The organism is Ensifer sp. NPDC090286, assembly GCF_044769565.1.
Lineage (GTDB): Bacteria > Pseudomonadota > Alphaproteobacteria > Rhizobiales > Rhizobiaceae > Ensifer.
Genome location: NZ_JBIVYF010000003.1, coordinates 804658 through 818321 on the forward strand (window position 1 = coordinate 804658; position 13664 = coordinate 818321).

A 13664-nucleotide genomic window follows, 5' to 3' on the forward strand; every position below is an offset into this window, starting at 1 on the left:
CTCCTTCAGGAAAGTTCGATCCGCCTGGTGATGCCGATCGCCTCCAGGAAGGCCTGGTCGTGGCTGACGACGAGCAGCGCGCCGTCATAGGCCCTGAGCCCCGCCTCGACCGCCTCGATGGAATCGATGTCCAGATGGTTGGTCGGCTCGTCGAGGATGAGGAGCTGCGGCGGCTTGCTGCCGCTGAGCACACAGGCGAGACCGGCGCGCAGCATCTGGCCGCCGCTGAGACTTGAGACGACCTGCAGCGCAGCATCCGACCGGAACATGAAGCGGGCGAGCGCCGCCCGGCAATCGTTCTCGCTGGCGTCGGGATTGAGGCGCCGGAAATTGTCGCGGATCGACAGACGAGGATCGAGCAGGCTTACCTTCTGGTCGAGCATGGCGTGATCGACCTGGACGCGCACCGTGCCGGACCATGGCTCGAGATCACCCGTCAGTAGCGACAACAGCGTCGTCTTGCCCGAACCGTTGCGACCGGTGAGCGCCATGCGCTCCGGCCCGACGACCGAAAGCGACAGCCGATCGACGATCGGCTTTCCCGGTCCATAACCAACGCTGACATCATCGACCTGCAGGACGCTGCGGCCGGAAGGCAGGCCGGTCGCCGGCAGGCGGACGGTCAGAGGCTGCAGGATCTCGATGCGTTCACGCGCGTCGACGAGATCGCCGACTGCCTGGTCCCGCCGCCGTTCAGCGAGGCGGGCATTGTCGCCGCCGGTCTTTTCGCTGCGCTCCTTCCTGGCGTCGAGCAGGAGCAGCGGTTCGTCGCCCTTGGCCCGCTTTCGGCGGCCGGCGGCATCCTTGCGCGCCTTGCGTTCGGCCGTCTCCTGGGTCTTGCGCTCCACCTCGGCCAGACGCCGCTCGGCATCGGCGAGATCGTGGCGCGCGGACGCCAGCTCGATCGCCTTGCGTTCGCGATAATGGCTCCAGTTGCCGCCATAGGTCGTCGCACCAAGCGTCGTGAGTTCGACGATCGCGTCCATCGTCTCCAGGAGTTCACGGTCATGGCTGACGACGATGGCGCCGCCGCGCCAGCCCGCCATCAGCGCGGCAACGGCGGCACGCCCTTCCTTGTCGAGATTGTTGGTGGGTTCGTCGAGCAGAATGAAATCCGGTTCCTTGAAGACGAGCGCGGCAAGTTTCACGCGGGTCATCTGCCCGCCGGACAGGGCGGCAAGGCGCGTTTGCGCTGCCGCGTCCAGACCGACGCGCGCAAGCGCCTCCTCCATGCGGGCCTCCAGCGTCCAATCGGCAGAAGCCAGTTCGTCCACGGAAGCGTGCCCCTCGTCCGCTTTCTGCAGAACCGCAAGCGCGTCGGTGACGCCGAAGAGATCGGCGACGGTCTCGCCTGCCGCGACCTGAACGGTCTGGCTGAGCACGCCGAGGCTGCCGACAACACTGACCTTGCCGCCCTGCGGTGTCAGCGTGCCGTCGACCAGTCGCAGCAGCGTGGATTTGCCAACGCCATTGCGGCCGACAAGGCCGGTGCGGACAGGACCAAAGGTCAGATCGAGATCGGAAAGGAGGCTTCTGCCCTCAGGCGTGGACCACGAAATTTGGGAGAGTGAAATCGAAGCAGGCATGGATACGGTTTTCCCTGATGGCAAGACGGTTCGGCTTGGCGGTCAGGGTGAAATCCATCGATGCGTGTATCCTGTTCAGATTTCTATCGGGTCATAGATAGCATCGAATGCGCCCGTTTCAAGGCGGGGCATTCGATACGGTGTGCCGGAAGCCAGGGGATCAGGCGAGGCTGCGTCGCGCCTCGTCGTCGCCAAAGGCGAGCCCCGAGGCGCGCACGCTCCGGTTTCGGCCGTGGTTCTTCGCGTCGAGAAGAGCGGCGTCGGCCCGGGTCAAAAGCGTGGCAACGGGCCCATCGTCCGGCGCCGCGGCAACGCCGACCGAGACCGACACCGTGCCCAGAATGCGGCCGCGATGCGAAAGCGGCGTCGTGCCTATCCGGGTCCTCAGCCGCTCGGCAAGCTCGAAGCCCGCTGCTTCGCCGGCGTCGGGCATGAGCACGGTGAACTCCTCGCCGCCGAAGCGGTAGGCGCTGCCGGCATCGCCGACCGTATCGACGATGATCTGGGCGACATATTGCATGACGACGTCGCCGGCATCGTGGCCGAACTCGTCGTTGAAGCGCTTGAAGTGGTCGATGTCGATCATCAGGCAGCTGAGCGGCTTGCCGTCCTGCCCGCGTGGCTGCCGGTTCAGCGCCTCGTCCAGGCAGCGCCGGTTGAGCAGGCCCGTCAGTGCATCGCGGACGGCGAGATTGGTGAGCTTTTCGCGCAGTTGAAGATTGGCGACGGCAAGCCCGATGTTTTCGGCGATCAGCTCGAGATAGAGGCGCGACGCTTCGACCGCGAACTCCTCCTCAGACCGCTCTTCGAAATAGAGCAGCCCGATCGTGTCGCCCTGGGCCGTCAGCGGCACGCAGAGGCCGATCACGCCGTCATCGTCGAGGTGCTGGCAGGCAATGTCGCTGTGGCCGCGGTTGCTGACATGCGGCCGGCCGCGGCGAAGCCCCCAGCAAGCGCTGGACGGAAACGTCGGCGCTGAATGCTGCGGATCGAGCCAGGTGCCGACGCGAGTCAAAAGCGTCCGGCTGTCGTTCAGCACATAGAGATGGCCGGCAAGATTGGGAAAGACCTGCGGCGCGAAACGGGCGACGACCTCGGCCAGCTCGTCCTGGCTCTGGCAGGCCTGCAGCCGGTGCATCATCTGCAGGATGAGATCCTTGGTCTGCTGGTCCAGCCGCCGCTCCGCGTCCAGCCGATCCCGCTCCAGGCCGTTCTCACGGAAGATATGGATCGCCTGGTTCATCTCACCGATCTCGTCGCGGCGCCGATCGAGCGGGACCTCTACCGCATAATCCTGCTCGGCAAGGCGGGTGACGATGCCGCTCATTCGGGTAAGCGGCATGGCGACGCGGCGCTTGAGAATGAAATAGAGCACGCTCAGGAACAGGGCGGCGGTGATGCCGAGCATCGTCTTGGCGGCGGCCGCATACCAATCGCTGCGCTCCTGCGCCTCGTTGAGGGCCGCGCCGGTCCGAACGTTGGTCAGGTCCCTGAACCGCGCCACCGTCTCAAGAAGGGCGGTCTGCAGACGCTCGTGCTCGGGCCCGAAGAGCTTTTCCTGCGCGCCGGCGCGGTCAGCCTTCTGATAGGCCTCGATGGCGGCAACCTCGACCTTGTCGAGGGCTTCCGCCTCGCGAACGATTTCCTGCAAGGCGGCGATCTCCGCCGGCGTCGCGCCAAGCTTGGTTGCGGTCTTGGTCGCCTCCTCGCGCCGGCGTTCTTCTTCCTCGGCGCGGTGGAAGGCTTCGAGATGGCGCTCGTCGCCGCGCATCACATAAAGGCGTGCCTCGTCACTTCGCGTTTCAGCCCCGAGCGCAAGCTCTTCGCCGAGCGTATCAAGCACCAGATGTTGCTCAACCGCCTGGCGTTCCTTGATCGCGCTGTCGGTCGACAGGATGAAGGCGGCACCAGAAAGCCCCGTCAGAAGGACGGTCACGCCATAGGCCCAGTTTGTGATCGCATTTATTCGCATGGAAGAAGCTTAGCCCCCGCGGATTGAGAGCGGATTAACCGCATTATCAGGCTTCGGCAACAGCCCCTGCCCCGGTTGATGCAAGCGGCGCGGCTTTTGTTCAGCCTCGACCTGCCGACCCCTCCGGACACGTTGCGCCCGGCAGATCGCTCAAGTAGGTTCGACATCAAAGGCGTCGGTGAGGCCGGTCGCCTGGATTATTCTGGTATCGCGTAGGCTCGGCAGCCCATGCCGGGCAAGAGGACGGCCGAAGGGCCGGGTGCAAATGACACTGTCGGGCAAGCGTATTCTCCTCATCATCTCAGGCGGCATCGCGGCCTATAAGAGCCTCGATCTCATCCGGCGCCTCAGGGAACGCGGCGCGAGCGTGCGGCCGGTGATGACATCGGGCGCACAGCAGTTCGTGACGCCGCTGGCCGTCGGTGCTCTTTCGGCCTCGCATGTCTATCTCGAGCTGTTCTCCCGCGAGGACGAGCAGGATGTCGGCCATATCCGCCTTGCCCGCGAATGCGACCTGATCGTCGTGGCACCGGCCACCGCCGACCTGATGGCGAAGATGGCGAACGGCCACGCGGATGATCTCGCCACGACCATTCTGCTCGCGACCGACCGGCCTGTGCTGGTCGCGCCGGCGATGAACCCGAAGATGTGGGCGCATCCGGCAACCCGCCGCAACCGGGCGACCCTTGCCAAGGACGGCATCCGCTTCATCGGTCCCGAAGCGGGCGAGATGGCGGAAAGCGGCGAGGCCGGCGAAGGCCGCATGAGCGAGCCGCTGGCGATCGTCGCGGCCGTCGAGGATCTTCTTGGCGGAAAGCCAAAACCGCTTGCCGGACGCAGCGTCGTCGTCACGTCAGGGCCGACGCATGAGCCGATCGACCCGGTGCGCTACATCGCAAACCGCTCCTCGGGCAAACAAGGCCATGCGATCGCCGCGGCGCTCGCGAAACTCGGCGCAAACGTCACGCTGGTCTCCGGCCCAGTGACGATCCCGGATCCGGCCGGCGTGAAGGTCGTGCATGTGGAACGGGCCGAAGAGATGCGCGACGCGGTGCTTGCCGCCCTCCCTGCCGACGTTGCCGTCATGGTCGCCGCCGTTGCAGACTGGCGGGTGGCGACGGCCGCCGGCAACAAGATCAAGAAGAAGCCCGGCGAGGCGCCGCCGCCGTTGCAGCTTGCTGAAAACCCCGATATCCTGAAGACGGTCGGCCACCACGCCAAGCGGCCGAAACTCGTCATCGGCTTTGCCGCCGAAACCGAAAATGTCGCCGACAACGGCCGCGCCAAGCTCGAGCGCAAGGGCGCAGACTTCATCCTCGCCAACGACGTGTCGCCGGCAACCGGCATCATGGGCGGCGACCGCAATAAGGTGAAACTGATCTCGGCCACCGGCAATGATGATTGGCCGGAGATGGACAAGGACGCGGTCGCGGAGAAGCTTGCGGCGATGATCGCCGACGAGCTGGCGCGGAAAGATCGGGGCTGATCCACCATCGCCCGGGTTAAACCCGAAGACTAACCCTCCCCCGCCGGCGGGGCGAGGGGACGTGCCCTACCCAGCTACGGTGAGGTAGAGTGAAGACGGCGCTATCCTGTCCCTTCGCTCCGCCTGCGGGGAGAAGGTGGCGGCAGCCTGATGAGGGGCCGACGACAACTGCTGCAGTCGTGGATGCGATATCTCAAGCCAGCTGGCGCGACCGAACCGGCGTGCCCTTGGTCGAAAACAACCGGACATCGACGCCATTTTCGCCGACGATAACCGCCGTGCCGTCGGGGATTTCCACCCAGGCACTGTCGTCGTCGTTGAGCGGCTCGGAAACGAGGCAATAGCCGCCGCTCGGGCCCATCGGTGCGGCATAGAGAGTCGGCGCCTTCCAGTCGGAGGCGTAGCGCACGGCGTAGAGATCCTGGCCGTCGGAGAAAGCGGCGGTGAAGCGCACCAGCACCTGGCGCTCCAGATGTTCGGCAAGCTGCTCGATGAAGGCCAGCGCCTCGGCGATGGCGCCGAGCGGATCGCGGTCGAGGCCAAACTGCATGGCGAGCAGAAACAGGAGCTCCGAATCCGTCGTGCCGGTGCGCGCCGAATAGAGGTCGTTGTCGAGCATGCTCTCCATCGGTCGGCGCAGATGCTCGAAGTCGCCGATCTGGCCGTTGTGCATGAAGGACCAGCGGCCGAAGACGAAGGGATGACAGTTGTCGCGCCTTGTGCCGCCGCCGGTTGCGGCACGCACATGGGCAAGGAAAAGCGGCGAGCGGATCTGCCTTGCGATGCTCTTCAGGTTGCAGTCGGACCAGGCGGGCAGGATATCGCGGTAACGTCCGGGCTCCGGGTGATCGCCATACCAGGCGATGCCGAAACCGTCGCCGTTGGTGGCGGTCTTGGCCCGTGTCGCGCAATGGGACTGCTCGATCAGCGAGTGCGCCGGAGAGGTCACCAGTTCCTCGAGATAGAGCGGCTCTCCGCGATAGGCTGCCCAGCGGCACATGCTGACTTCACTCCAGCTCCGCCCCGTTCACGTGAGGGCGATTCGTTAACCATGACGAAATGCGATGTTCCAACGGAACATGGTAAAAATGCGTTAACACATTCCCCCTTCGTCAAGGTGAAACTAGCCGGAACACACAGATTTGGCTGTTTCGAGTGGCACAGGGCGCGCACCCCACCCTATTTCGAACAAATATTCCATATTGACAAATCTTGCACAATTCATTTCATTTCGAACCAATACGGCAGCGCCGCCAGGGAGGAATTCGGCATGGGCAGCAAGCGCAAACTCGGCATCGGCCTGATCGGCACGGGCTTCATGGGCAAGGCCCATGCGCTCGGCTTCACCATTGCCGCACGGGTCTTCGACCTGCCCTTCGAGCTCGATCTGGTTTCGGTCGCCGACGTGACCGTCGAGAGCGCGGAGCGCGCTCGCGGCCAACTGGGCTTCCGCAAGGCGACGGCCGACTGGCGCGAACTCCTGACCGATCCGGATATCGACATCATCGACATCACCACGCCGAACCTCTTGCACAAGGAGATGGCGCTGGCGGCGATCGCCCATGGCAAGCACGTCTATTGCGAAAAGCCGCTGGCGCCGACCGTTGCCGAATGCCTGGAGATGGTCGAAGCGGCGGAAAAGGCCGGCGTCGTCACCCAGGTCGGCTTCAACTATCTGAAGAACCCGCTGATCTTCCTTGCCAAGGACATCATCGAAAGCGGCGAGATCGGCGAAATCCGTTCGATGCGCGGCATTCATGCGGAAGACTTCATGGCCGATGCGCAGGTTCCGTGGGGCTGGCGCCTGAACCCGGCCAGCGGTGGCGGCGCGCTTGCCGATATCGGCAGCCACATCATCGCCTCCATGCGCCACCTGGTCGGCCCGATCAGCCGGGTGCTGGCGGAAACCATCATCCAGATCCCCGAACGCCCGGTTTCCGCCGGCTCCAGTGAAACCCGCGCAGTCGAGGTCGACGACATCACCCGCGCCTTCGTGCGCTTCGAGAACGGTGCGACCGGCAGCTTCGAGGCAAGCTGGATCGCGACCGGCCGCAAGATGCAGCACGACTTCGAGATCTACGGCTCGAAGGGAAGCATTGTCTTCACCCAGGAGCGGCTGAACGAAATTCGCCTCTACAAGACCGGCGACGACATCCGCACCCGCGGCTTCAAGACCATCTGGGCGGGGCCGGAGCATCCGCCCTATGGCGCCTTCTGCGTGGCGCCCGGCCACCAGATCGGCTTCAACGACCTGAAGGCGATCGAGGTCAAGGAGTTCCTCGACGCCATCGCCGGCGGCAAGGCGCCTTCGACGGATTTCCGCGAAGGCTACGAGGTGCAGAAGGTGCTTTCGGCAACTTATCAATCGGCCAAGACCAACGAATGGGTGCAGATCTAAGCGGTTCCGTGCTGCGCGTTGCGAACGCAAAACGGCTGAGCACTTTTGCTGGAAATGCTCTCTGTTCTGCTGCGCATTTCCGGACGCAAAACCGCTGCGCACTTTTGCTGGAAATGCTCTCTGTTCTGCTGCGCATTTCCGGACGCAAAACCGCTGCGCACTTTTGCTGGAAATGCTGGAGGAAAAATAGAACGCCTGTTCTATCCCGTTCCCGACTAATCGATTAGGGTGAGGTCAAAAGCCAGACTGATATCGAGGGAGACGAGCGAGACATGGCCATGCCGGAAACGACGACAGAGGTGCCGCAGGATTTCGAGGCGCTGAAGGCCGCCATTCTGGAACGCAAGGCGGAGCTGCCGAAACGGCTGCGCCAGGTCGCCGCCTATTCGCTCGACAATCCCGATGAAATCGCCTTCGGCACAGCCGCGAGCATCGCCACCTCGGCCGAAGTGCAGCCGTCGACTCTGGTGCGCTTCGCCCAGCATTTCGGCTTCGAGGGCTTTTCCAGCCTGCAGCAGATCTTTCGCGCCCGGCTGCGCGAGCGCACGCCCGGCTATGAGGACCGGTTGAAGGCGCTCAGCGCCAACGATCACAGCAAGCTCGAAAGCGGCTCGATCTTCAACGGCTTCGTCGCTGCCGCCCACCGCTCGCTCGACAACATCGCCTCGTCGGTGGATCCGGAAGCCTTTGAGCGCGCCGTCGATATCCTCGCCAAGGCCGACACCGTCTACCTGATCGCCAAGCGCCGCTCCTATCCGATCTCCAGCTACATGGCCTATGCCTTCGGCAAGCTGAAGGTGAAGTACCAGCTCGTCGGCACCGCCGCCGGCATCGACGAAGACATGCTGGCCATGGCGACGAAGAACGATGCCGCCTTTGCCGTCAGCTTCTCGCCCTATGCGTCTGAAAGTGCCGCCCAGGCGCGGCTTCTCGCCGAACGCAAGGTGCCGGTCGTGTCGCTGACGGACTCGGCCTTCTCGCCGCTCGCAGAATCCTCGAAGGTCTGGTTCGAACTGGTCGAGGCCGATCATGCCGGCTTCCGTTCGCTTTCGGCCAGCATGGCCTTTGCAATGGCATTGACGGTCGCCATTGCCGAGAAGCGTCAGCGCCTCGCCGAGGGCAGCTAGGCGAAACGGAACAGATAGAATGAAAATTCCATATTGACGAAACGTCGGAATTTATGTTTCATACGGCCATCACCCACAGTACGGAAATGGTCGGGCCCGCCAAGGTGTCCGCGGGGAGGAAGCAGTGAGCCAGAACGTTTCGGCACAGGGAGCAAAGCCGCTCGACCTGATCACCATCGGCCGAGCCTCGGTCGATCTTTATGGCCAGCAGATCGGCACGCGGCTTGAAGATGTTTCGAGCTTTGCGAAGTCCGTCGGCGGCTGCCCGTGCAACATCTCGGTCGGCACGGCGCGCCTCGGTCTGAAGTCAGCGCTTCTGACCCGCGTCGGCAACGAGCAGATGGGCCGTTTCATCCGCGAGCAGCTCACCCGTGAAGGCGTCGAGACCCGCGGCATTGTCACCGATCCGGAGCGGCTGACGGCGCTTGCGATCCTCGCGGTCGAAAACGACAAGACCTTCCCGCTGCTCTTTTATCGCGACAACTGCGCCGACAACGCGCTTTGCGAAGACGACATTTCGGAAGAATTCATCCGCTCCGCCCGCGCCGTGCTTGTCTCCGGCACGCATTTCTCCAAGCCGAACACGGACGCCGCCCAGCGCAAGGCGATCCGCATCGCCAAGGAAAATGGCGCGAAGGTCGTCTTCGACATCGACTACCGCCCGAACCTCTGGGGCCTTGCCGGCCATGACGCCGGCGAGAGCCGATACATCGCGTCGGATCGCGTTTCGGCGCACCTGAAGACCGTTCTCGCCGACTGCGACCTGATCGTTGGCACCGAAGAGGAAGTGCTGATCGCGTCCGGCGAAAGCGACCTCTTGCAGGCGCTGAAAACGATCCGCTCGCTCTCCAAGGCGACGATTGTGCTCAAGCGCGGACCGATGGGCTGCATCGTTTATGACGGTCCGATCACCGACGACCTCGAAGACGGCATCGTCGGCAAGGGCTTCCCGATCGAGGTCTACAACGTGCTCGGCGCCGGCGACGCCTTCATGTCCGGTTTCCTGCGCGGCTGGCTGAAAAACGAGCCGCACGCGACGTCGGCCACATGGGCCAATGCCTGCGGCGCCTTCGCCGTCTCGCGCCTGCTCTGCGCGCCTGAAATCCCGACATGGACCGAGCTACAGTTCTTCCTGGAAAAGGGCAGCAAGGAGCGGGCCCTGCGCAAGGACGAGGCGATCAACCACGTTCACTGGGCGACCACCCGCCGCCGCGACATTCCGCTGCTGATGGCACTGGCGATCGACCATCGCAGCCAGCTCGAAGACATGGCCGCCGGCGACCAGTCCTTGCTGGACCGCATTCCAGCCTTCAAGGTGCTGGCGGTGAAGGCCGCCGCCCAGGTCGCGGCCGGCCGCTCCGGTTTCGGCATGCTGATCGACGACAAATACGGCCGCGATGCGCTTTATGCCGCCGGCGCCCACCGCGATTTCTGGATCGGCAAGCCGATCGAGCTTCCGGGCTCGCGGCCGCTGCAATTCGAATTCAGCCAGGATCTCGGCAGCCGCCTGATCGACTGGCCGGTCGACCACTGCATCAAGGTCCTCTCCTTCTATCACCCGGACGATCCGGCAGAGCTGAAAGCCCAGCAGGTGGCAAAGCTCCGCTCGGCCTTCGAGGCGGCGCGCAAGGTTGGCCGTGAGATCCTGATCGAGATCATTGCCGGCAAGCATGGCAAGCTCGACGACCAGACCATTCCGCGGGCGCTGACCGAGCTCTACGATGCCGGCCTCAAGCCGGACTGGTGGAAGCTCGAGCCGCAGGCAAGCCGCGGCGCCTGGGCAGCGATCGATGCCGTCATCGAGGCCCGCGATCCGCTCTGCCGCGGCGTGGTGCTCTTGGGCCTCGAGGCGCCCTATGAGCAGCTGAAGGACGGATTTGCCGCCGCTCGCACCTCGAAGACGGTTCGCGGCTTTGCCGTCGGCCGCACGATCTTCGCTGATGCCGGCAGGGCCTGGCTCGGCGGCACGATGAGCGACGACCAGGCGATCGCCGACATGGCCGGAAAGTTCAAGGCCCTGGTCGATCTCTGGCTGCAACTGGGTGAAACAAAGGCGGCATAGGATCGACGCAATCGTCGACCATGCAGCAGACAGGGTGGAACAGGACGATTCCGCCACGAGGAGGAAACAGATTATGAGCCAGAAGACCGTGCGCCTGACCATGGCACAGGCGGTGGCGCAGTTCCTGACCCGCCAGATGACCGTCATCGATGGCAAGAAGGTGCCGATCTTCGGCGGCGTCTTCGCGATCTTCGGTCACGGCAACGTCGCTGGCGTCGGCGAGGCGCTGCATGCGATCAAGGAGACGCTGCCGACCTACCGCGCCCAGAACGAGCAGGGCATGGCCAATGCCGCAATCGCCTTTGCCAAGGCGAGCTTCCGCCGTCGCTTCATGGCCTGCACCACCTCGATCGGCCCCGGCGCGCTCAACATGGTGACCTCGGCGGCCCTTGCCCACGTCAACCGCCTGCCGGTGCTCTTCCTGCCCGGCGACGTCTTTGCCAACCGCCGACCCGATCCGGTGCTGCAGCAGGTGGAAAGCTTCGGCGACGGCACGATCTCGGCGAACGACTGCTTCCGCCCGGTGTCGCGCTACTTCGACCGCATCACCCGCCCCGAGCAGATCATCCCGGCGCTGCGCCGCGCCATGCAGGTGCTGACGGATCCCGCCGATTGCGGCCCGGTGACGCTGTCGCTCTGCCAGGACGTACAGGCCGAAGCCTATGATTATCCGGAGAACTTCTTCGACGAGAAGGTCTGGGTGCCGCGCCGCATCGAGCCCGATCTCGACGAACTGGCGACGGCCATTGCGGTGCTGAAGGCAGCGAAGAAGCCGATCATCATCGCCGGCGGCGGCGTGCTTTATTCGGAAGCAAGCAAGGAACTCGGCGATTTCGCCGAGCGCCACGGCATCCCGGTCGTCGAGACCCAGGCCGGCAAGTCGGCGCTGCCGCATTCGCATACGCTGAACATGGGCTCGGTCGGTGTGACCGGAACCTCCGCCTCCAACGCGCTTGCCGAGGACGCCGACGTGGTGCTTGCCGTCGGCTCGCGCCTGCAGGACTTCACGACTGGCTCCTGGGCGCTCTTCAAGAACGAAGGCTTGAAGATCATCGGCCTCAACGTCCAGCCTTTCGACGCCGGCAAGCACAACGGACTGCCGCTGATTGCCGACGCGCGCGCCGGCCTCAACCGTATCTCCGGCGGTCTCGGCAGCTACAAGGCCGATCCGAGCTGGACCGCCAAGGCCAAGTCCGGCAAGGCCGAATGGCTGGCGGTTGCCGACAAGGCAACGGCCACGACCAATGCGGCCCTTCCCTCCGACGCCCAGGTGATCGGCGCCGTGCAGCGCGCCCGCGGAGCCAAGAACACGACGCTCGTCTGCGCCGCAGGCGGTCTGCCGGGCGAACTGCACAAGCTGTGGCAGGCGGAAGAGCCCGGCGGCTACCATATGGAATACGGCTTCTCGACCATGGGCTACGAAGTGGCCGGCGGCCTCGGCGTCAAGCTCGCAAAGCCCGAGAGCGACGTGATCGTCATGGTCGGTGACGGCAGCTATATGATGCTGAACTCGGAGATAGCCTCTTCGATCATGCTCGGCGCCAAGTTCACCATCGTGCTGCTCGACAATGCCGGCTACGGCTGCATCAACCGGCTGCAGATGGGCACCGGCGGCGCGAACTTCAACAATCTCCTGAAGGACACGCATCACGTCGAACTGCCGCAAATCGACTTTGCGGCGCATGCCGGCGCGATGGGCGCCGTCACCCGCAAGGTCGGCTCGATCTCCGAGCTCGAAACCGCACTCAAGGAAACGGCAAGCGAGACGCGCACGACGGTCATCGTCATCGACACCGACCCCCTTGTTACCACGCAGGCTGGCGGCCACTGGTGGGATGTCGCGGTGCCCGAGGTCTCGGGCCGCGCCCAGGTCAACGCGGCGCGCGAGGGTTACGAGAAGGCGCTCGCCGCCCAGCGCTTCGGCTAAGATTGCCCTTTCGGCGCCCGCGTTTTCGCGCGGGCGCTTTTCCCGTTTATGCTCACAAGATATCCGCTTTGCGCGGATGGCATCAGAAAGTGAAAGACATGATCCGCTACGGAACCAACCCGATCGCCTGGAGCAACGACGACGATCATTCGATCGGCGCGCATCTGACGCTCGAGGACTGCCTGTCCGATTGCCAGAAGATCGGCTTCGACGGCATCGAGAAGGGCCACAAGATGCCGTCCGATCCGGAGGCACTGAAGCAGAAGCTCGGCGCTTATGATCTCGTCTTCGTTTCCGGCTGGCACTCGACCAACCTGCTCACCCATGACGTCGAGGCCGAGAAGAAGGCGATCCAGCCGCATCTCGATCTCCTGAAGTACAATGGCTGCAAGGTGGCGATCGTCTGCGAAACCTCGAACGCCATCCATGGCGACGATACGAAGTCGGTCGCAAACGACAAGCCGGTGCTGCCGGCTGACCAGTGGAAGAAGTTTGGCGCCGATCTCGAAGCGATCGCTCAGTATTGCGCCGACCAGGGCATCGACCTCGTCTACCACCACCACATGGGCACGATCGTCCAGACCGGCGAGGAGATCGACCTCTTGATGCAGAACACCGGCCCGGCGACCAAGCTGTTGCTCGATACCGGCCACGCGTGGTTCGGCGGTTCCGATCCGGCCGAGGTCGCAAAGAAATACATGCACCGCGTCCGCCACATCCATTGCAAGAACGTGCGCCCCGCTGTCCGCAAGGTAGTCGAAGGCGAAGGCCTCTCCTTCCTCGAGGGCGTGCGCCGTGGCGTCTTCACGGTTCCGGGCGACAGCGAAGGCGGGGTCGACTTCCTGCCGGTGCTGAAGATCGCCGCAGAACACAACTATTCCGGCTGGCTGGTGATCGAGGCGGAGCAGGATTCCGCCGTGCGCAACCCGTTCGAATACCAGTCGCTCGGGCTGAAGTCGCTGAAGGCCTTTGCCAAGGAAGCCGGGCTCGACAAGTAAGCCCAGACTTTCGGTCGCCGGGTTCGATGGCGCGAGCCCCTCTCCTCGGGTTAAACCCAAGGAGAGGGGCAGACCGTACGACCGGCGCCCCATGATAAAAGAGTTAGG

General features: G+C 64.2%; 9 protein-coding genes. 6 read left to right on the forward strand and 3 right to left on the reverse strand.

The window, feature by feature from the left end; genetic code table 11:
- Positions 1-5 precede the first annotated feature (5 nt).
- A complete protein-coding gene (locus ACIQUG_RS19060; RefSeq protein ID WP_402323517.1) occupies positions 6-1586 on the reverse strand; it encodes an ABC-F family ATP-binding cassette domain-containing protein in 1581 nt (526 codons plus the stop codon).
- 160 nt (positions 1587-1746) lie between these two features.
- Positions 1747-3558, reverse strand: a complete 1812-nt coding sequence (locus ACIQUG_RS19065; protein WP_402323518.1) for a diguanylate cyclase — start codon at positions 3556-3558, stop codon at positions 1747-1749.
- Positions 3559-3823: 265 nt separating this feature from the next.
- On the opposite strand from ACIQUG_RS19065, the gene coaBC reads away from it, so the two are divergent.
- Positions 3824-5044, forward strand: coding sequence for a bifunctional phosphopantothenoylcysteine decarboxylase/phosphopantothenate--cysteine ligase CoaBC (coaBC, locus tag ACIQUG_RS19070; RefSeq protein WP_402323751.1), 1221 nt, complete (start codon positions 3824-3826; stop codon positions 5042-5044).
- Positions 5045-5237: 193 nt separating this feature from the next.
- Here coaBC and ACIQUG_RS19075 read toward each other — a convergent pair whose 3' ends face one another.
- On the reverse strand, positions 5238-6044 hold the full coding sequence (locus tag ACIQUG_RS19075) for a class II glutamine amidotransferase (protein ID WP_043615528.1): 807 nt from the start codon (positions 6042-6044) through the stop codon (positions 5238-5240).
- 270 nt (positions 6045-6314) lie between these two features.
- Here ACIQUG_RS19075 and ACIQUG_RS19080 point away from each other — a divergent pair, with 270 nt between their 5' ends.
- The 5 genes from ACIQUG_RS19080 to iolE all read left to right on the forward strand — a co-directional run bounded on the left by ACIQUG_RS19080 (position 6315) and on the right by iolE (position 13556).
- Positions 6315-7442 (forward strand): Gfo/Idh/MocA family protein, encoded by a 1128-nt coding sequence (locus tag ACIQUG_RS19080; protein WP_402323519.1) that lies wholly within the window; start codon positions 6315-6317, stop codon positions 7440-7442.
- Positions 7443-7714: 272 nt separating this feature from the next.
- On the forward strand, positions 7715-8569 hold the full coding sequence (locus ACIQUG_RS19085; protein ID WP_402323520.1) for a MurR/RpiR family transcriptional regulator: 855 nt from the start codon (positions 7715-7717) through the stop codon (positions 8567-8569).
- Positions 8570-8693: 124 nt separating this feature from the next.
- A complete protein-coding gene (gene iolC, locus ACIQUG_RS19090; protein WP_402323521.1) occupies positions 8694-10631 on the forward strand; it encodes a 5-dehydro-2-deoxygluconokinase in 1938 nt (645 codons plus the stop codon).
- 73 nt (positions 10632-10704) lie between these two features.
- Positions 10705-12558 carry a 3D-(3,5/4)-trihydroxycyclohexane-1,2-dione acylhydrolase (decyclizing) gene (gene iolD / locus ACIQUG_RS19095; protein ID WP_402323522.1) on the forward strand — a complete coding sequence of 618 codons (1854 nt, stop codon included), beginning with the start codon at positions 10705-10707 and terminating at the stop codon, positions 12556-12558.
- Between the two features lie 98 nt (positions 12559-12656).
- Positions 12657-13556 carry a myo-inosose-2 dehydratase gene (gene iolE, locus ACIQUG_RS19100; protein WP_402323523.1) on the forward strand — a complete coding sequence of 300 codons (900 nt, stop codon included), beginning with the start codon at positions 12657-12659 and terminating at the stop codon, positions 13554-13556.
- Positions 13557-13664: the final 108 nt, after the last annotated feature.